Origin of the sequence: Pseudomonas sp. NPDC007930, from assembly GCF_042958985.1 — a bacterium.
Taxonomy (GTDB): domain Bacteria; phylum Pseudomonadota; class Gammaproteobacteria; order Pseudomonadales; family Pseudomonadaceae; genus Aquipseudomonas.
Genome location: NZ_JBIBKC010000002.1, coordinates 133,669 through 151,224 on the forward strand (window position 1 = coordinate 133,669; position 17,556 = coordinate 151,224).

Here is a 17,556-nt window from a genome sequence, read left to right on the forward strand (position 1 = left end):
AGTGCGTTCTTGAATGGACGTCATTCGGGTCGGATACCCCGGCATTTTGGATAAGCGCTACATCCAAAAAATGCTCGGCCGGCATACCGTCCTCGTTTAGCGAAACGCCTCTGCATTGCCTTTCCGCATTGCGGGCAAAGCTTCGAGTCAGTGCGAGCCTCATCACCCAGCACCCTAGGCAGCGTTCGCTCAGCGGGCTTTTGGAGTGGCGGTGCAGACTCTGAAACCTGGTTTGTCTTGGGCTTTTTCTTGCGGCCGAAAATGGCGGAAGCGCCCCACCACATAACGCCGATGGCAAGCACGATCCCGATGAACGCAGCCCCGCCAGAGCCACCGGACCTACCACCACGCCCCCAGCTTCTGCCGCCGCCATGCCCGCCCCCGCGACCGCCACGGGCAACCGCCAAATCGCTAAGCGCTAAAACAGCCAGAACTAAAAGAGCTCGGCGCTTTACATTTTTGTGCTGCATAGCCGCTTCCTGCAGATGTAGGCTTTCGCCGCCTTGGGTTCGCTCCCTATCCGTGGAAAGGTACACGAGATCATCGCGGGCGCGAAAGTGGCTGCGCTGCGCAGGCACTCAGGCCGACAGATAACAATATTGGATAGGGCATACCACCGAGAATAGATAGGGTCTGGCAGTGCATCGGGGAGGGCAAAAACCTGTTCCATAACTCAAAAGGAAAGCCCAGCAAATACAGGCCTTTCAGGGTCTTTGAGAGATCAAGTTTATGGAACGGAAAACACAATGCAGGTCGCGCCATTTGGGCGTTTCGCTAGCGGTCTTGAAACCGCCGATGGGCAACTATCCTAGCGTTCGAATCTCTACGCCCCCGCCATACCCAAACCCCTGATCAGTCAGAGCTTTTTGCTTTCTGCTGTGCCCACCCCCAACATCGCCAGCACAGGCCTGGCAGCCCCCTCCAACACCTCCCGCCCAGCATTGGCCCGGGCCAATACCCGAACCCCCAGCAACACACTCAACAACAGCCGGCCGAGGTCTTGCGCGGGCAGCGCGCAAGCGATACTGCCGTCAGCCTGGCCCGCCTCAACGTTACGGCGAAAAAACGCCTCGGCCCGCGCCAGAAAGTCATCAATAACCCCCTGGGCCTCCGGTGCGCCGGGTACTGCCTCCAGCGCTGAGTTGACCATCAGGCAGCCTCGGTGCTGGGCGTCGGCGACCGAGCGGCCGATCACTTCAGCGAAAAACTGCTCGATGGCCTGGCGCGCCGGCAGGGTGCTCTCCAGGCGCCGGACGCGCTCGCCAAAGCTGCTTTCGAGGTAGTGCGCCAGGGCCCTGCGGTACAGCGCGCGCTTATCGCCGAACGCGTTGTATACGCTGGCGCTGGTGATGCCCATGCAGTCGATCAGGTCGCGCATTGACGTGGCTTCGAAGCCCTTTTGCCAAAAACACTGGATCGCCGCTTCGAGCACTGCGGTTTCGTCGAATTCTCTGGGCCGTGCCATGACCGGTGCCTCACGCGGAGCGTTTGAAGTTGCGCCTCGCGGCGCGGATCGCCTAATCTAGATCAGTCGTTCTAAAACGCAAGCGTTAGTTTGCCCGAGCCTGCCAGCGAGAGAAGCCCGATGATCCGTTTCTATTTCCACCCCACACCCAACCCGGCGAAGGTCGCGCTGTTTCTGGAGGAAGCCAACCTCGAATACGAACTGGTACCGGTCGACACCAGCAAGGGCGAGCAACATCTGCCAGCGTTTCGCGCCGTCAACCCTAACGGCAAAGTGCCGGCGATCATCGACAGCGAGGGGCCGGGCGGCGTGCCGGCGCGGGTGTTCGACTCAACCGCCATCTTGCTCTACCTCGCGGAAAAAACCGGGCGCTTTATGGGGGCGCCGCAAGACAAACCCGAGCTGTTGTCGTGGTTGGCGTTCATTGCCTCCGGCCTGGGCCCATTCTCGGGCCAGGCGGTGCATTTTCAGTACGCCGCGCCGGAGGGCAACGACTACGCGGTCAACCGCTACCGGCGGGAGATCGAGCGCCATTACGAGGTGCTTGACCAGCATCTGGCGGGGCGGCAATACCTGGTGGGTGATAGCTACACCATCGCCGATATGGCTACCTGGGGCTGGCTGATCCGTGCCCCGCGGGTGATGAAAGGCACGCCCGATGCGTTGGCGGCCTACCCTCATCTGAAAAGCTGGTTCGAGCGGGTTGACGCGCGCCCAGCGGCGGCAAGGGCACGTGAAGTGGGCAAGGAACACAGCTTCAAGAAGGACCTGGACGAAGCGGCGCGGCGGGCGCTGTTCCCGTCCAATTATCCGAAGTAGAGCGGGCGGGCAGGGTGCGGGTTATTGAAGCCTGGCAGTGCCCAGCGAGCCTTGAGCAAACCCCTTGGCGCGATGGGCGGGAATCCCCCGCTCAGCCGCCAAGCCCCGCCACTTCTCGCCAAACACCTTCTCGAGCCACGCCTTGGCATACACCTGGCGCCCCTCGACCTTGAGCCAGGCCTGCTCGCCCGGCACCGCGCGGTAGGTGCGGATGCTCACCCGGTTGTCTTTGCCGATCACCGCCACGCGCAGTTTCATCCGTGGCTGGAAGGCCGAGAGTTTGTAGGCGAAGGCTTGCTCGCCGTGGGCGTCCTGGTGCAGCAGCGCCTGCAGCCGCAGCGCCGACGCGCGTACCGCGCGGGCATGCAGCAGGCTGGCGCGCACCGCGGGGAAGGTTCGCGCCAGCAGCAGCGCAACGATGGCGCAGGCGGCCCAGAGCAGAGAGCTTTGCAAGCCGGGGAGGAAGTTGGCGGCGGTGAGTGCGCTGGTGCCGAACATCAGCGCCAGGTGCCAGCGGGCCTTGCGCCGCGCCCGCCGGGAGGCGTAGCGCAGATCAAGCGCCGAGGTGATGTTCACCCCTTTGGCGAGTTCGAGGGTGCTGAGAATGCCGGTTCTGCTCATCTGTGTGCCAGGTGGCCAGTGGCCCCCAGCCAATCCATGTGGCTACGATGGCCACAGGTATATCGCAAAGGGCCAGCGGGCGCCAGCGCAAGGCGCTGGCTGGCGTATTTCAGCGCGGCGCCAGCGCCCCATAGTGGTAGGCCGCGGTCACCCCGCCGTCCATCAGGATGTCGCTGCCGGTGATGAACGTGCCTTCTGGCCCCATCAGCAGCGCGGCCACGGCGGCCACTTCATCGGCGGTGCCTGCGCGGCGCGCTGGGCAGAGGTCGATCATGCGCCGGTAGCCTTCGCCGCGCGGCCCGCTGAGTTCGTCATTGGCCAGCGGGGTGATGATGATCCCCGGGCTGATGGCGTTGACCCGCGCGCCGCGTTCACCCCAGCGCAGTGCTTCAGCGGCCACGCGCAAGGCATTGCCGCGCTTGGCCAACTGGTACGCATGCAGGGGGTCGCTGACCTGCCCCGGCTGGAGGAAATCCAGGCCCAGCAGCTCATCGGCTGGGGTCAGCGCCAGGGCCTGGTTATGCGCCGCTGGCAGCACGGGTAGGCGGTGGCCGGATTGTGACGCGATGACGACCGCCGAACCGCCTGGGGCGATCAACCCGCCGAACACCTCGAGCACCAGGGCGGTGCCGTACAGGTCTACCGCGAGGATCACCGGCGCGGGCGCCTGCGACGGCGAAACCCCGGCGGCGTGCACCGCAGCGGTGACCGTGCCCAGGCCGGCCGCGTGCTCGGCCAGGGCTTGCACAGACGCGCGGGAAGCCACATCGACGCTGGCCGCGCTGGCCTCATACCCGGCGTTATGCAGCGTAAGCCGTGCCGCCTCGGCGTTTTCCTGGCGCAGGTCGGCCAGCAGTACATGCTTGCCGATGCCCACGCGGCGGGCGATGGCCTGGCCGATGGCGCCAGGGCCCAACACTACGACTACCTCTTTCATCTTGATGCCTCGTACCGGTTTGATGGCCGAGGCACATCTTATGGATGGCCACCCGGCTGCGGTAGCGCCCAGGCCGGCAAGGGGTTGTGACGGTTTTTCAGCAATGGGCCGAGTGGCCACGATTAGTGAATATCGCTCACTAGGCTTTGCAGGTTTCAGTGGTCCGCGCCTGCCGCTGAACAGGCTAAAGTGCCCGTTGAATCCAAGCTGGCAGTTCAATACCGTATCCTGCCTAGGCACACCGCAGCGAGCAGGGTACCCCCCATGAGCCGAGCCGGCCTGTCCGAACTCAATGCCTTTCTGGCCGTTGCTGAAAAACAAAGCTTCAGCGGCGCCGCGAAAATCCTCGGTGTCTCGCCTTCGGCGCTGAGCCATTCGATGCGCAACCTCGAGGCGCGCCTGCAACTGCGCCTGTTCAACCGCACCACTCGTTCGGTGGCGTTGACCGAAGCCGGCGAGCAACTGTTCAAACGCCTCAGGCCGGTGATGCTGGAGCTTGAAGAGGCGGTCAATGAAGTCACCGCCCTGCAGAACCAGCCCGCCGGCACGGTGCGAATCAGCGCGTCGGAATCTTCGCTGAAATGGTTGATTACCCACGTGGTGCCGGGTTTTGTGCGCGAGTACCCCCAGGTGCACCTGGATTTTGTCGCTGACAGCCGCCTGGTGGACATTGTTGCCGACGGCTTCGATGCGGGTATCCGGGTGCACGATGACATCCCCCAAGACATGATCGCCGTGCGCTTCGGGCCAGACATCCGCATGCGCGCGGTGGCGGCGCCGGCGTACCTCGCCGAACACCCTGCGCCGCAGGTGCCGGACGACCTCAAGCAGCACCGCTGCATCCGTTTTCGTTTTGCCAGTGGTTCGTTGTTTCGCTGGGAGTTCGAAAAGCGCGATAAAAGCCTGAACCTCGATGTGCAAGGCCCGATGACCCTCGACAACATTGGCCTGATGCTAGAGGCCGCGCTGGCCGGCGTGGGGATCGCCTGGGTGCCGGAGTACGTGGCGGCCGAACACATTGCCCGCGGCGCGTTGGTCAGCCTGCTGGAGCCGTGGTGCCCGACCTACCCGGGCGTGTCTTTGTATTACCCCGCCAACCGCCACCCACCGCAAGCCCTGATGCTGTTTGCCCGCGCCGTGCGTGACTGGGCGCAGCGGCAACGGGCCAATGACCCGCCCTACAGCTTGGGCGAGGGGCCGATTTTGTGATCTTTTGTTACCGCAGGGCCACCGGCGCTCAGCGGTTTGCCCGTTGAATCAAGGGCCTACGGGCGCCCCTGCGCATTGATGAGCCGCGATCACAAGGGCTATGCGCGCAGGGCACTATGTCCGCCGGGGTGAGGCCGTTAGCGTTCAGGCCATGCGCTAATCAACCGCCTCAAGGACCTTGCCATGACTATTCGCGCCATTTTCACACTTCGCCTAAGTCGCACCCATGAATGTTCTGACGAGGCCCTCGCGGCCTTCGTGGAGGGTGTCGAAGCCCTGCCGGCGTGCCTGGGGTGTGCGTTGAACGCAGCCGGCCCGGCCGGCGCCGAGCGGGTGCTGTGCACACTCTGGGCTGACGCCCAGTACCCCGCGGTGTTTTTTGCCAGCGAAGCGGGCCTCGCGTTGCTGGCGGGCCTGATGTTCTCGGGCGCCAGTGTGACCTTCGACCGCTTCTACCCCGCGGTGCCGGAAGAGGCCGGGCAATGATCGACGAACAGGTGTTCAGCGGCATCGACCTCAACTCCGTGCTGACCCTGCTGGTGCTGGAGCGCGAACGCAATGTCAGCCGGGCGGCGCGGTTCATGGGCGTGAAGCAGCCGGCCATGAGCAACCATTTGGCCAAGTTGCGGCGTTACTTCGCCGACCCGCTGTTCGTGCGCAAGGGCCGCGGGGTGGTGCCCACGGCCAAGGCGCAGGCCCTGGCGAGCGCGCTGGCGCCGGCCTATCTGCAGTTGCAGGGGGTGTTGCGCCAGGCCTGTGGCCAGGCGCCTGGCGCTACTCCCAACCACCCCCCAGCGCCTTGTACAGGTTCACCTCCGCCTGCAACTGCGCCAGCCGATCACTGATCAGCGTTTGCTGATTGCTGAACAGCGAGCGCTGGGCGTCGAGGAAGGTCAGGTTGCTGTCCACCCCAATGCGGTAGCGGCGCTCGGCCAGGCGGTAGTAGTCCTGGCTGGCCTTGACCAGGTCGTTCTGCGCCTGCAACTGGTCGACGTAGGTTTTACGCGCGCTCAGGCCGTCGGCCACTTCCTGGAAGGCGGTCTGGATGGCCTTTTCGTAGTTGGCCACGCCGATGTCTTTTTGCAGCTTGGAGTAGTCCAGGCTGGCCTTCAGCGAGCCGGCGTTGAAGATCGGCAGGTTGATCGTCGGGGTGAACACCCAACTGCCCGAGCCGCCCTTGAACAGCCCGTCGAGGCTGGCACTGGAGGTGCCGGCGTTGGCGGTCAGGCTGATGCTCGGGAAGAACGCCGCGCGCGCCGCGCCGATGTTGGCGTTGGAGGCTTTGAGCGAGTGTTCGGCCTGGAGGATGTCGGGCCGCCGGGTGAGCAGGTCGGACGGCAAGCCGGCCGGCACTTCGGCGAGCATCGGGTTGGCCAGCGGTTGCGGCTGCGGCAGGTTGCCCGGCACGCCGGTGCCGAGCAGCAGCACCAGGGCGTTTTCGTCCTGGGCGACCTGGCGCTGGTAGGTCGCCAGGCTGGCGCGGGCGCCTTCCACCGAGGTGCGCGCTTGCGACAGGTCCAGCGCCGAGGCCACGCCCACCTGGTTGCTGCGGGTGGTCAGGCGCAGGCTTTCTTCGTAGGCCCCGAGGGTGTCTTGGGTCAGCTTGAGCAGCTCGCGGTCGGCCTGCCAGGTGAGGTAGGCGTTGGCCACGCTGGCGACCAGGCTGATCTGCGTCGAACGGCGCGCTTCTTCGCCGGCGAAGTAGGTTTCCAGGGCCTGCTGGCTGAGGCTGCGAATGCGCCCGAAGAGGTCGAGTTCATACGAGCTGATGCCCAGGTTGACCCCATACTGGCTGGAAATCCGCGCCTCGCCGGAGGTGGAGAGGTCCGCCGGGGTGCGCTGGCGCGTGCCGCTGGCATTGGCGCTCACCGCCGGGAACAGGTCGGCGCGCTGGATGCGGTACTGCGCGCGGTAGGCCTCGACGTTCAACGCCGCGACCTTGAGGTCGCGGTTGTTGGCCAGCGAGGTTTGAATCAACTGCTGCAGCGCCGGGTCGCGGAAAAACTCGCGCCAGCCCTGTTCGGCGGCGGCCTGCGCCGGCGCCTGGGCCGCCGAGTAGGCCGGCCCTTGGGGGTACTGCGCGGCCACCGGGGCGGCCGGGCGGTTGTACTCGGGGATCAGCGAGCAGCCGCTGAGCACGGCCGCGGCGACCGCGAGGGAGATTAACGACTTGCTCATTGGCCAGCCTCATCGCGAGAAGGGGCTTCGTCTTGCTTCATGCGGTTACCCTTGAACAGAGACGAAACGGTAACGAAGAACATCGGCACCCAGAAGATCGCCAGCACCGTGGCGGTGATCATACCGCCGATCACCCCGGTGCCAATGGCGTGCTGGCTGCCGGAGCCGGCGCCGGTGGAGATCGTCAGCGGTACCACCCCGAGCACGAACGCCATCGAGGTCATGATGATTGGCCGCAGGCGCATGCGGCAGGCTTCCACGGCTGCCTCGAGCAGGGTTTTGCCTTGCTCGTGCAACTCTTTGGCGAACTCCACGATGAGGATGGCGTTCTTCGCCGCCAAGCCCACCGTCACCAACAGGCCCACCTGGAAGAACACGTCGTTGGAGAGCCCGCGCAAACTGGTGGCCATCAACGCACCGATTACCCCCAGTGGTACCACCAGGATCACCGCGATCGGGATCGACCAGCTCTCGTACAAGGCCGCCAGGCAGAGGAACACCACCAGGATCGACAGCGCGTACAGCGCCGGGGCCTGGGAACCAGACAAGCGCTCCTCGAAAGACAGCCCCGTGAAGGAAATCCCCACCCCCGGTGGCAGCTCGGCGGCGATCCGCTCCACTTCGGCCATGGCCTGCCCAGAGCTATAGCCCGGGGCCGGTGTGCCGAGGATTTCTTCGGCCGACACGCCGTTGTAGCGCGACAGCTTCGGCGAGCCATACACCCACTCACCGTGGGCGAACGCCGAGAACGGCACCATCGCCCCGGTACTGCTGCGCACGAACCACTTGCCGAGGTCTTCGACGCGCATGCGCGAATCGGCCTGGCCCTGCACGTACACCCGCTTGACCCGGCCACGGTCGATGAAGTCGTTCACGTAGCGGCTGCCGTAAGCCACCGACAGCGTGGTGTTCACATCGTCCAGCGCCAGGCCCAGGGCCCGGGCGCGCTCGTCGTCGATGGTCAGGTGGTACTGCGGCTGGTCGTTCAGGCCGTTGGGGCGCACCCCTGCCAGCACCGGGCTTTGCGCGGCCAGTTCGAGGAACTTGCCGCGGGCTTCCATGAGTTTTTCATGGCCGACGCCGGCCTGGTCCTGCAGGAAGAAGTCGAACCCGGTGGCGTTGCCCAGTTCCAGCACCGACGGTGGCACGATGGCAAACACCATCGCGTCACGGTACTTGAAGAACGCCTGCTGGGCGCGCTGGGCGATGGCGAATACGCTGTGCTCGCTGTCGCGCTCATCCCACGGCTTGAGCAGCACGAAGGCGATGCCGGAGTTCTGCCCGCGGCCGGCGAAGTTGAAGCCGTTGACGGTGAACACCGAACTCACCGCGCGGCCTTCGCCGTGCTCTTTGTCGAGCAGGTACTGGGTCATGCGGTCGAGCACCTTCTGGGTGGTTTCGGCCGAGCTGTTGTTCGGCGTTTGCACCTGGGTGAAGATCACCCCCTGGTCTTCTTCGGGCAGGAACGAGGTGGGGATGCGGGTGAACAGAACCATCATCCCGGCCACGATCAACAGGTACGCCACGAACGCCGGCAGCTTGTGCCGCACCATGTGGCCCACGCCGCGCTCATAGCTACGGGCGCTGGCGTCGAAGCCGCGGTTGAACCAACCAAAAAAGCCTTTTTTCGGCTGCCCGTGCAGGGCCGGGTCCAGCGGCTTGAGAAAGGTCGCGCACAGCGCTGGGGTGAACACCAGTGCCACGAACACCGACAACGCCATGGCCGAGACGATGGTGATCGAGAACTGCCGGTAGATCACCCCGGTGGAACCGCCGAAGAACGCCATTGGCAGCAGCACCGCGGTCAACACCAGGGCGATGCCCACCAGCGCGCCCTGGATCTGCCCCATGGATTTGCGCGTGGCTTGCTTGGGCGACAGGTGCTCCTCGTGCATCACCCGCTCGACGTTCTCCACCACCACGATGGCGTCGTCGACCAGCAGGCCGATGGCCAGGATCATCCCGAACATGGTCAGGGTGTTGATGGTAAAGCCGGCGGCGGCGAGGATGCCGAAGGTGCCGAGCAGCACCACCGGCACGGTCAGGGTGGTGATGATCGTGGCGCGCAGGTTTTGCAGGAACAACAGCATCACCAGGAACACCAGCACCACCGCCTCGCCGAGGGTGTGCAGCACGCCCTTGATCGACTCGGTGACCACCGGCGTGGTGTCGTACGGGTACACTGCCTCCACCCCCGGCGGGAAGAACGGCTTGAGCTTGTCGACCGTGGCGCGGATCGCCTTGGCGGTGTCCAGCGCGTTGGCCCCAGTGGCCAGGCGGATGGCGATACCCGAAGCCGGCTTGCCGTTGGCCTGGGCGTCGATGCTGTAGTTTTCACCGCCCAGGCCAAGGGTGGCGACATCCCGCAGGCGCACCTGGGAGCCGTCGGGGTTGACCTTCAGCAAGATGTCGCCGAACTGCTCGGAGGTCTGCAGGCGGGTCTTGCCGATGATGGTGGCGTTGAACACCGTGCCCTTGACCGCCGGCAGGCCGCCGAGCATGCCCGAGGAAATCTGCACGTTCTGCTCGCTGATCGCCGTGGTCACGTCGACTGGGGTCAGTTGAAACTGGTTGAGCCTGGCCGGGTCAAGCCATACGCGCATGGCGTACTGGGTGCCCCACACCTGGAAGTCGCCCACCCCGGAGGTCCGCGACAGCGGGTCTTGCAGGTTCGACACGATGTAGTTGGAGAGGTCTTCCTTGCTCTGCTTGCCGTCGGTAGACACCAACCCCACGAACATCATGAAGTTCTGCTGAAACTTGGTCACCCGCAGGCCTTGCTGCTGCACCTCTTGCGGCAGCAGCGGGGTGGCCAGGCTGAGCTTGTTCTGCACCTGCACCTGGGCGATGTCCGGGCTGGTGCCCTGGTTGAATGTGACGATAATGCGCATGCTGCCGTCGGCGTTACTCTCCGACGAGATATAGCGCAGGTTGTCGATGCCATTCATTTGTTGCTCGATCACCTGCACCACGGTGTCTTGCACGGTTTGCGCCGAGGCGCCGGGGTAGCTGACCTGAATGGCGATCGCCGGCGGGGCGATGTTGGGGTACTGGTTGATCGGCAGCTTGAGGATCGATAACGCCCCCACCAGCATGATCACCAGCGCCAGCACCCAGGCAAAGATGGGCCTGTCGATAAAAAACCTGGACATGAATTACTCCGCTGTGTCGGCCGCGCTGGCGACGGTGCTGGCTTGCGCCTCGTGGGGTTCGACGGTCACGCCGGGCTTGACGAACTGCAGGCCCTCGACGATCAGCCTGTCGCCGGCCTGGAGGCCGCCCTCGACCAGCCAACTGCCGCCGATGCTGCGGCCGGTCTTGAGCTGGCGCAGTTCGACCTTGTTATCCGCGGCCACCACCATCGCCGTGGGGGTGCCCTTGAGGTCACGGGTCACGCCCACCTGCGGCGCCAGAATGGCTTGCTGGGCGATGCCCTCGGGCAGCTTGGCGTGCACGAACATGCCCGGCAGCAGCAGGTGGTCCGGGTTGGGGAACACCGCCCGCAGGGTCACCGAGCCGGTGGCTTCATCCACCGACACCTCGGAGAATTCCAGGGTGCCGGGCAGGGCGTAGGGGCTGCCGTCTTCCAGCGTCAGGCTGACCTGCGCGGCGTTGTCTCCAGCCTTTTGCAACTGGCCACTGCCCAGCGCGCGGCGCAGCTTGAGCACATTGGCGTAGGGCTGGGTCACATCCACGTAAATGGGGTCGAGCTGTTGGATGGTTGCCAGGGCGGTGCTTTGCCCATTGGCCACCAGCGCGCCTTCAGTCACCGCCGAGCGGCCGACCCGGCCGCTGATCGGCGCCAGCACCTGGGTGTAGCGCAGGTTGATCTGCGCGGTTTTCACCTGGGCGTCGGCCTGCAGTTGCTGGGCGTGGGCCGTGTCGTATTCCTGGCGGCTGACCGCCTGCTCATCGATCAACTGCCGGTAGCGCCCAGCCAGCGAGCGGTACTGCTCGGCGCTGGCCTGGGCGTTGGCCAGGGTTGCCTCGTAGCTGGCCGGGTCGATCTGATACAGCTGCTGGCCGGCTTTGATGTCGGCGCCTTCCTTGAACAACCGCTTGAGAATGATGCCATCGACCTGCGGCCGCACTTCGGCGACCCGGTAGGCACTGGTGCGCCCCGGCAGGTCACTGGCCAGGCCAACGTTTTGCGGGCGCAGGGTGACCACACCCACTTGGGGCGTTGGCGCGGCGGCGGGGGCGGCGGGTTCCTGGTGGCAACCGCTCAACACACCGGTAAATAGGGCGCAGCGCACCCCTAACGAAAGTGCGGTTCTTGCTTGCATATAAGGCCTCGGGCAGGCGCAGGTGCACTTGAAACAGCGGGTGTGGTTAACGTTATTGTTGTGAGGGCAGGTTCAAGTGCTGCGACGGGGAATTGGACGTTTCAAGGCCAGCGGGCACTGGCGATGGGGGCTGAGTTAAAGGCGGGAGAATGCTAACAGCCGAGCGGTAGCGCTATTACCGGGGCAAAGGCGAATGCGCTTGTGAGGATAATTCACAGGCGGTGGGGCAGTGGGCTCAGGGCTGGTTTTACTGCGCGCATGACCTGACCGGCCCATCGCCCGGCACAGCCGGCCTCCCACCAGTTCTGTGTTGCCACGTAAATCAAGTACTTACACAAATCTGGTGGGAGGCCGGCTGTGCCGGGCGATGGGCCCTGACGCTCATGCACGGAGCCCAGGCCGGTGCCTACCTGTTCGCCTACCAGGCCATCGCTGTGATCGCCAAGTGGGGGAATAAACCCCACGCCCAGGCGTCTTGCTGATGCGCACCCTTCGCGCACCCGAAAACAACGACAAGGACTTGCCATGAAACTCAATACCCTGCTGGCTGTACTGGCCCTGACCTGCGCCGGCGCCGCCAGCGCCGCGTCGATGCCCGCCATGGAAAAAGACGGCATGCTCGTCGACGCCAAAGGCATGACCCTCTACACCTACGATAAAGACACCGCCAACATGTCGGCCTGCAACGGCCAGTGCGCGGAGAACTGGCCGCCGTTGATGGCCGAGAGCGGCGCGATGGCGATGCAGAAGTGGACGGTGGTCAAGCGCCAGGACGGCGCCATGCAGTGGGCCTATGATGGCCACCCGCTGTACACCTTCGCCAAGGACACCGCCCCCGGGCAGATGACCGGCGACGGCAAGGGTGGGGTGTGGAAGATGGCCAAGCCCTGAGGCTTAGGCCCGGCAGGCCATGGGCGGTCAGCCCTTGGCCGCCATCGCCGTGACCTCGACTTTCATCCCTTCAACGGCCAGCGCCGCCACGCCCACGGCGGCGCGCACCGGCCAGGGTTTGGCGAAGAAGCGCTGGTACACCGCGTTGAACGCCGGGCGGTCGGCCATGTCGGTGAGGTAGATGGTCAGGTGCAGCACGCGGTCCAGCGAGCTGCCGGCCCGCTCCAGCGCCACTTTCAGCGCCTGCAGGGTGCATTCGCTTTGCTCGGTGATCCCGCCCAGCTCCAGGCTGCCGTCGGCGTGGGTGGGGATTTGCGTGCTCACCAGCAGGCCGTTGAATTCGGCCACGTCGCTGGAGATGGAGTCGGCGTCCGGGTCGGGCAGGAAGGTGATGTCGGCGTGTGCCATGGGGGCCTCGTGCGGCGTGAGAGTAGGGTGGGGCACCTTGCAAGATTTGCCCGGGGCTGTCCAGCCTCGGGCTACAGGCTGGCCCCCCAGGGGTACTCGATGATCAGGTACAGCCGGTCCAGGGCGCTGCCGCCCTGGGCCGCGTTGGCCCGGTGCGACACCTGCGCCAGGCTCAGCGCCAGGCCCTTGAAGGTGCCGCCTTGCACCGTGTAGCCAAGATCGAAGTCACGCTCCCAGTGGCGCCCATCCGCGCCCTGGGCGCCGGCATAGGCGCCGCCCGCCGGGGCGTGGCTGCCGTCGATGCCGGCGCCGCGCACATAGCGCAACGAGGCCGCCAAGCCCGGCAGCCCCAGCGCGCGGCCGTTCCATTGGTAGCGTGCCTGCCAACTGTGCTCGCCGGGGCCATTGAAGTCGGCGTACTTCACCGAGTTGGCGAGGTAGATCGAGTCGCCGCCGACGAAGTCGAACGGCGTGTTGCCCTGCACCTTCTGGTAGGCCAGGGTGAACCGGTGGCTGCCGAGGGTGGCGCTGCCGGCCAGGCTCCAGGCCAGGGTGTCGATGGCGCCGGCCTGTTCCGCGCCGGTGCTGCGCGTGCGGTAGGCGTTGCCGTCGAGCCCCCAGCGGCCCCAACTGCCGCCGAGGTTGGCGTACAGTTGGCGCCAGGTGTCGTCCAGTTGCCCGGCGTACAGCGCCGCGCTGTAGGGCGTGCCGGGGCCGGCCCAGCTCAGCCCGGCCAGGCTGATGCCGCCGTGCCGGGTGCTGGCGCCGTAGCCGGCAAAATCATCGTCGCTGTTGCTCGAGGCCTGGTTGCTGAACGCGGTAAAGCGCCCCGCCTGCAACTGCAGGCCGCTGGCCGGTTGGCTGCTGAGCAGGGCGCCGCTGGCGTACTCGGGGCGCAGGCGTTTGTCGGCGGTGTCGAACACCGGGGTTTGCACGGTCATCTCGCCCACCTGCAATTGCGTGGCGCCGAGCTTGAGCTTTAGCGCCGCGCCGGCGCTGCTGTAGCCTGCCGCGCTGCGCCCGTCGCTGTCTTGCGGCAACAGGCCGGTACCGGCATGGCCACGGCCGCCGTCGAGCTTGAAGCCGGCAAAGGCGTGTACGTCCAGCCCCACCCCCAGGGTGCCGGGGGTAAAGGCCGACTCGGCATTGAAGAGAAACCCCTGGGCGCCTTCACGGCGGTCGGCCGCGCCCTGCTGGCCATCGGTGCCGAGCCAATAGCTGCGCGACAGCAGCGCCACCTGCCCAAGGCTGGCCGGGCTATCGGCCAGGGCCTGCCCGGCGCTGGCCACGAGCAGCAGCACGGTGGCTGCGTGGCGCCTCATGGCCGCGGCCGCCGGCGCAGCACCCAGGGCCCGGGCCCGGTAATCAACAAACCGCCGCCGAGGATGATCAACAGCCAGGCGAATTGCCCTTGTTCCAACGACCACTCCGGGTGCACCAGCGCCACCGCCACGAACAGCACCGCCAACAGCGGCAGGCACGCCAGGCGGGCGTATATACCGAGGATCAACAGCAGCGGGCACAGTACTTCGGCGAACACCGCCAGGCCCAGGGTCAGTGGGCCGCCCAGGCCGAAGGGGTCTTCGATCAGCCTGGCCTGCTCGGGCCAATGCAGCAGCTTGGGCAGCCCGTGCACGTACAGCACCAGCATCGCGGTGCTCACCCGCAGGAACAACAAACCGCCCGCCAGGGTGGCGGGCAGTGGGGCGGGCGGGGCCAAGGGCAAGGGCATGGGTAAACTCCTTCTTCAAGGTGCGGCACTATCGCCGCTCGGCCGCTGCCCGTTCTTGCACCGCTGTGCTTACAATGGCGCCGCCTCCGTACACCGCTTGCATCAAGGAACCGCCGCCCGTGACCTCCCAAACCATTGCCGTGGTGCTCTACGACGATGTGCTGCTGCTGGATGTAGCCGGCCCGATCGAAGTGTTTTCAGTCGCCAACCGCTACCTGCCCGTGGCCCACCATTACCAGGTGCGCACCTATGCCCCAGGCGGGCGCCCGGTGCGCAGCTCGTGCGGGCTGGTGCTGCAGGCCGACGCCGCGCTGCCGCAGGTGCCCGAGGCCGCCGCCCTGTTGCTGGTGCCCGGCGGCCCCGGTGCCTATGCCCGCCAGCAGCCGGAGCTGGCCACCTGGCTGGCGGCCCATGCGCGCCAGGCACGGCGCTGGGGCGCGGTGTGCACCGGGGCCTTTTTGCTCGGCGCCGCCGGCTTGCTCGACGGCCACCGCTGCACCACCCACTGGAACTACCAGGCGCGGCTGGCCAGCGAATACCCAGCCACGCGGGTCGAGCCGGACCAGATTTACGTGGCCGATGGCGCCCTGTTAACCACCGGCGGGGTCACCGCCGGGATCGACATGGCGCTGGCGGTGGTCGCCCAGGACCACGGCAAGGAAACCGCCCTTGAGGTGGCCAAGGTGCTGATGGTGGTGATGCGCCGCCAGGGCGGCCAGGCCCCTTATGCGCCGCTGCTGGCCGCGGTGCTGCGCGACGACTCGGCGATTGCCCGGGTTCAAGCCTATGTGGTCGATCACATCGACCAGGCCTTCAGCGTGGCGCGGCTGGCCGAGATGGCCACGATGAGCGCGCGCAACTTCGCCCGCGCGTTTGCCCGCGAAGTGGGCATCACGCCGATGGAATACGTGCAGAACGCGCGCATCGACCACGCCCGCAAGCTGCTCGAAAGCACCGACCTGCCGCTCAAGCAGGTGGCCTGCCGGGCAGGCTTTGGCAGTGCCCGGCACATGCGCCTGGTGTTCGCCGAGCGCATGGGCCTGACGCCCAGCCAGTACCGCTTGCAGTTCAGCTACACCTGACCGTGCTCGGCCCTTTTATGGCAGCATCCGGCCCCCTGTGGCGGTTGCGCGCCACGCCCCAGCCTAGACAATAAGCGTTATCGTTCACACAGAGGCGCCCTTGGCCGCGTAAGCCAGCCTGGGCGTGATAGCGCATGCACCTTTTAGCCCCCGCGGCGGCCGAGCCAGCCCTGTGCTTCGGCCCGTTCCAGTTCCACCCCCACAGCCGCCAGTTGCTGCGTGAGCAGCGCCCGGTGCGCATCGGCAGCCGCGCGCTGAGCATCCTCGAGGTGCTGGTGCGCCAGCCGGGGCAGATCATCCCCAAGGAGCAGATCATCGCCCAGGTGTGGGGCGCCACGGTGGTCGAAGAAGCCAACCTGCGGGTGCACATCAATGCCCTGCGCCGGGCGCTGGGCGAGGGCAGCAGTGGCGAGCGCTACATCGCCAACGTGCCGTTGCGCGGCTATGGCTTTGTTGGTGTGGTCGACACGCTGTTGGTGGAGGCGCCGGCGTTGCCCGCTGCCGCTCAGTTGGGCCTGCCGGTGCAGCTCAACACCCTGGTGGGGCGCGAGCCGCTGCTGCAGGGCTTGATGCTGCAACTGCCGCGGGCGCGCCTGCTGGCCCTGGTCGGCCCGGGTGGCATCGGCAAAACCAGCGTGGCCATTCGCCTGGCCGAGCGCCTGGCCGGCCACTACGGCCAGGTAGCGTTCATTGACCTCACCGCCAGCGCCGGGCCGCCCCAGCCACCGGCCGAGGGCTTGCTGGTGCTCGACAACTGCGAGCACCGCCTGGCCGAATGTGCCCAGTGGGTCGAAGGCTGGCTGCGTGAGTACCCGGGCTTGAGCGTGCTGGCCACCAGCCGCGAGCCGCTGCACGCCGAGGGCGAGCACGTGGTGCGGGTGCCACCACTGGAACTGCCGCCGCCCGGCGAAGTGCCGGCGGCCCAGGCGTTGGCCTGCGCGGCGCTGCGGTTGTTCATCGAGCGCGCCGGCGAAGCCAGCCCCGGGCTGGCGCTGGGCGAGGCGCAGGTACGCACCGTGGCGCACATTTGCCAGCAGCTCGACGGCGTACCGCTGGCCATCGAGACCGCCGCGCGGCAAGTGGCGGTGCTTGGCCTGGCGGCGCTGGCCGACCCGCGCGGGCATTTGGTGATCCCGGGCCGGCGTTCAGCGCCGGCGCGCCACCAGGACCTGCGTGCCAACCACCAGTGGAGCCTGGCCCTGCTTGCCCCGCGCGAGCTGCGCTGCCTGTGCCTGCTGGCCCGGGCGGGTGGTGAGTTCAGCCTGGAACGGGCGCTGGCGGTGCTGGCCGCGACCCGGCTGTGCCGCGAGTGCCTGGTCGACAGCCTGCGCCAATTGGCCGACAAATCCCTGCTGCACACCCAGGCGCGGCACGAACAGGTGCACTACCGGCTGTTCGCCACGCTGCGCACCTGCCTGCTCGGCAGCCCTAGCTGAGCGCAGCGCTGCGCTGGCGCCAGCCTTTGGGGCTGACCCCTTCGAAACGGCTGAAGATCCGGCAAAAGTGCGCCTGGTCGAAAAACCCGCATTCCATGCTGATCTGCGCCAGGGGCTGGCGGGGGTCTTCGAGCAGTTGCTTGGCTTTTTCCACCCGCGCGTGGCGCAACCACTGGTGCGGCGAGCGGCCGCTGCTGGCCTTGAACTTGCGGCTGAAGTCGCTGCGCGACAAGCCGCACGCCACCGCCAGTTGGGTCACGCTGATGCCTTCGTCCAAGTGTTCGCACAGCAGCGTGGTGGCCCGGCGCAATTGCCAGGGCAGCAGGCCGCGCGGGGCGCTGCAAGGGGGCTGGCTCATGGGAGGTTCCTGTAGGGAGAGGCCTGCGCCATTGTTCGCGGCGGGCCGGCGCCGGCGCGAGTTAAGCCTGGTTAAACCTGGTTAACCGCCGGCTTGCCCCGGTGTGCCCGGCGCATGCAGCACAGCCGTGCAAT

At 66.5% G+C, this 17,556-nt stretch carries 18 protein-coding genes; 7 read left to right on the forward strand and 11 right to left on the reverse strand.

Annotated features, from left to right (window positions below; genetic code table 11):
• Positions 1-20 precede the first annotated feature (20 nt).
• Positions 21-470, reverse strand: coding sequence for a topoisomerase DNA-binding C4 zinc finger domain-containing protein (locus ACFZCE_RS05015; protein ID WP_390936653.1), 450 nt, complete (start codon positions 468-470; stop codon positions 21-23).
• Positions 471-856: 386 nt separating this feature from the next.
• Positions 857-1,465 carry a TetR family transcriptional regulator gene (locus ACFZCE_RS05020; RefSeq protein WP_390936654.1) on the reverse strand — a complete coding sequence of 203 codons (609 nt, stop codon included), beginning with the start codon at positions 1,463-1,465 and terminating at the stop codon, positions 857-859.
• Positions 1,466-1,585: 120 nt separating this feature from the next.
• Between ACFZCE_RS05020 and ACFZCE_RS05025 the strand changes: the two genes are divergently transcribed.
• On the forward strand, positions 1,586-2,284 hold the full coding sequence (locus ACFZCE_RS05025) for a glutathione S-transferase C-terminal domain-containing protein (RefSeq protein WP_390936656.1): 699 nt from the start codon (positions 1,586-1,588) through the stop codon (positions 2,282-2,284).
• 21 nt (positions 2,285-2,305) lie between these two features.
• Here ACFZCE_RS05025 and ACFZCE_RS05030 read toward each other — a convergent pair whose 3' ends face one another.
• The gene (locus ACFZCE_RS05030) at positions 2,306-2,905 is read right to left on the reverse strand and encodes a hypothetical protein (protein WP_390936658.1); all 600 of its coding nucleotides are present in this window, start codon (positions 2,903-2,905) and stop codon (positions 2,306-2,308) included.
• Between the two features lie 109 nt (positions 2,906-3,014).
• Entirely contained in the window at positions 3,015-3,842 is an 828-nt protein-coding gene (locus ACFZCE_RS05035) for an SDR family oxidoreductase (protein WP_390936659.1), read from the reverse strand.
• Between the two features lie 264 nt (positions 3,843-4,106).
• Between ACFZCE_RS05035 and ACFZCE_RS05040 the strand changes: the two genes are divergently transcribed.
• From ACFZCE_RS05040 to ACFZCE_RS05050, 3 genes are all read left to right on the forward strand, one after another.
• A complete protein-coding gene (locus ACFZCE_RS05040; RefSeq protein ID WP_390936661.1) occupies positions 4,107-5,051 on the forward strand; it encodes a LysR substrate-binding domain-containing protein in 945 nt (314 codons plus the stop codon).
• A gap of 183 nt (positions 5,052-5,234) precedes the next feature.
• Positions 5,235-5,537, forward strand: a complete 303-nt coding sequence (locus tag ACFZCE_RS05045; RefSeq protein WP_390936663.1) for a hypothetical protein — start codon at positions 5,235-5,237, stop codon at positions 5,535-5,537.
• Positions 5,534-5,896 carry a LysR family transcriptional regulator gene (locus ACFZCE_RS05050; protein WP_390936664.1) on the forward strand — a complete coding sequence of 121 codons (363 nt, stop codon included), beginning with the start codon at positions 5,534-5,536 and terminating at the stop codon, positions 5,894-5,896. The genes ACFZCE_RS05045 and ACFZCE_RS05050 overlap by 4 nt, the downstream gene beginning before the upstream one ends.
• Here the strand turns inward: ACFZCE_RS05050 and ACFZCE_RS05055 are convergent.
• From ACFZCE_RS05055 to ACFZCE_RS05065, 3 genes are read right to left on the reverse strand one after another with little or no spacing between them, the layout of a single operon-like run.
• A complete protein-coding gene (locus ACFZCE_RS05055) occupies positions 5,826-7,229 on the reverse strand; it encodes an AdeC/AdeK/OprM family multidrug efflux complex outer membrane factor (RefSeq protein WP_390936666.1) in 1,404 nt (467 codons plus the stop codon). The genes ACFZCE_RS05050 and ACFZCE_RS05055 overlap by 71 nt on opposite strands.
• Positions 7,226-10,381, reverse strand: coding sequence for an efflux RND transporter permease subunit (locus ACFZCE_RS05060; protein WP_390936668.1), 3,156 nt, complete (start codon positions 10,379-10,381; stop codon positions 7,226-7,228). The genes ACFZCE_RS05055 and ACFZCE_RS05060 overlap by 4 nt, the downstream gene beginning before the upstream one ends.
• Before the next feature lie 3 nt (positions 10,382-10,384).
• Positions 10,385-11,515, reverse strand: coding sequence for an efflux RND transporter periplasmic adaptor subunit (locus tag ACFZCE_RS05065; RefSeq protein ID WP_390936670.1), 1,131 nt, complete (start codon positions 11,513-11,515; stop codon positions 10,385-10,387).
• Between the two features lie 525 nt (positions 11,516-12,040).
• On the opposite strand from ACFZCE_RS05065, the gene ACFZCE_RS05070 reads away from it, so the two are divergent.
• Entirely contained in the window at positions 12,041-12,406 is a 366-nt protein-coding gene (locus tag ACFZCE_RS05070; RefSeq protein ID WP_390936672.1) for a hypothetical protein, read from the forward strand.
• Positions 12,407-12,433: 27 nt separating this feature from the next.
• Here ACFZCE_RS05070 and ACFZCE_RS05075 read toward each other — a convergent pair whose 3' ends face one another.
• The 3 genes from ACFZCE_RS05075 to ACFZCE_RS05085 form a co-directional block, all read right to left on the reverse strand.
• The gene (locus tag ACFZCE_RS05075) at positions 12,434-12,814 is read right to left on the reverse strand and encodes a Rid family hydrolase (protein WP_390936673.1); all 381 of its coding nucleotides are present in this window, start codon (positions 12,812-12,814) and stop codon (positions 12,434-12,436) included.
• 71 nt (positions 12,815-12,885) lie between these two features.
• A complete protein-coding gene (locus ACFZCE_RS05080; protein WP_390936674.1) occupies positions 12,886-14,136 on the reverse strand; it encodes an OprD family outer membrane porin in 1,251 nt (416 codons plus the stop codon).
• Entirely contained in the window at positions 14,133-14,546 is a 414-nt protein-coding gene (locus ACFZCE_RS05085) for a DoxX family membrane protein (protein ID WP_390936675.1), read from the reverse strand. Before ACFZCE_RS05085 ends, ACFZCE_RS05080 begins: the two co-directional genes overlap by 4 nt.
• A 74-nt stretch (positions 14,547-14,620) precedes the next feature.
• On the opposite strand from ACFZCE_RS05085, the gene ACFZCE_RS05090 reads away from it, so the two are divergent.
• On the forward strand, positions 14,621-15,628 hold the full coding sequence (locus ACFZCE_RS05090; RefSeq protein ID WP_390936677.1) for a helix-turn-helix domain-containing protein: 1,008 nt from the start codon (positions 14,621-14,623) through the stop codon (positions 15,626-15,628).
• 134 nt (positions 15,629-15,762) lie between these two features.
• Positions 15,763-17,064 carry a winged helix-turn-helix domain-containing protein gene (locus ACFZCE_RS05095; RefSeq protein WP_390936678.1) on the forward strand — a complete coding sequence of 434 codons (1,302 nt, stop codon included), beginning with the start codon at positions 15,763-15,765 and terminating at the stop codon, positions 17,062-17,064.
• Here ACFZCE_RS05095 and ACFZCE_RS05100 read toward each other — a convergent pair.
• A complete protein-coding gene (locus tag ACFZCE_RS05100; RefSeq protein WP_390936680.1) occupies positions 17,057-17,422 on the reverse strand; it encodes a helix-turn-helix domain-containing protein in 366 nt (121 codons plus the stop codon). The genes ACFZCE_RS05095 and ACFZCE_RS05100 overlap by 8 nt on opposite strands.
• Positions 17,423-17,556 lie beyond the last annotated feature (134 nt).

Coding starts and splice junctions, on each gene's coding strand:
- ACFZCE_RS05090 (WP_390936677.1), top strand. CDS start 14,621: ATGGCGCCGCCTCCGTACACCGCTTGCATCAAGGAACCGCCGCCCGTG.
- ACFZCE_RS05100 (WP_390936680.1), bottom strand. CDS start 17,422: ATGAGCCAGCCCCCTTGCAGCGCCCCGCGCGGCCTGCTGCCCTGGCAA.
- ACFZCE_RS05025 (WP_390936656.1), top strand. CDS start 1,586: ATGATCCGTTTCTATTTCCACCCCACACCCAACCCGGCGAAGGTCGCG.
- ACFZCE_RS05020 (WP_390936654.1), bottom strand. CDS start 1,465: ATGGCACGGCCCAGAGAATTCGACGAAACCGCAGTGCTCGAAGCGGCG.
- ACFZCE_RS05045 (WP_390936663.1), top strand. CDS start 5,235: ATGACTATTCGCGCCATTTTCACACTTCGCCTAAGTCGCACCCATGAA.
- ACFZCE_RS05055 (WP_390936666.1), bottom strand. CDS start 7,229: ATGAGCAAGTCGTTAATCTCCCTCGCGGTCGCCGCGGCCGTGCTCAGC.
- ACFZCE_RS05075 (WP_390936673.1), bottom strand. CDS start 12,814: ATGGCACACGCCGACATCACCTTCCTGCCCGACCCGGACGCCGACTCC.
- ACFZCE_RS05070 (WP_390936672.1), top strand. CDS start 12,041: ATGAAACTCAATACCCTGCTGGCTGTACTGGCCCTGACCTGCGCCGGC.
- ACFZCE_RS05035 (WP_390936659.1), bottom strand. CDS start 3,842: ATGAAAGAGGTAGTCGTAGTGTTGGGCCCTGGCGCCATCGGCCAGGCC.
- ACFZCE_RS05030 (WP_390936658.1), bottom strand. CDS start 2,905: ATGAGCAGAACCGGCATTCTCAGCACCCTCGAACTCGCCAAAGGGGTG.
- ACFZCE_RS05065 (WP_390936670.1), bottom strand. CDS start 11,515: ATGCAAGCAAGAACCGCACTTTCGTTAGGGGTGCGCTGCGCCCTATTT.
- ACFZCE_RS05050 (WP_390936664.1), top strand. CDS start 5,534: ATGATCGACGAACAGGTGTTCAGCGGCATCGACCTCAACTCCGTGCTG.
- ACFZCE_RS05015 (WP_390936653.1), bottom strand. CDS start 470: ATGCAGCACAAAAATGTAAAGCGCCGAGCTCTTTTAGTTCTGGCTGTT.
- ACFZCE_RS05085 (WP_390936675.1), bottom strand. CDS start 14,546: ATGCCCTTGCCCTTGGCCCCGCCCGCCCCACTGCCCGCCACCCTGGCG.
- ACFZCE_RS05060 (WP_390936668.1), bottom strand. CDS start 10,381: ATGTCCAGGTTTTTTATCGACAGGCCCATCTTTGCCTGGGTGCTGGCG.
- ACFZCE_RS05095 (WP_390936678.1), top strand. CDS start 15,763: ATGCACCTTTTAGCCCCCGCGGCGGCCGAGCCAGCCCTGTGCTTCGGC.
- ACFZCE_RS05040 (WP_390936661.1), top strand. CDS start 4,107: ATGAGCCGAGCCGGCCTGTCCGAACTCAATGCCTTTCTGGCCGTTGCT.
- ACFZCE_RS05080 (WP_390936674.1), bottom strand. CDS start 14,136: ATGAGGCGCCACGCAGCCACCGTGCTGCTGCTCGTGGCCAGCGCCGGG.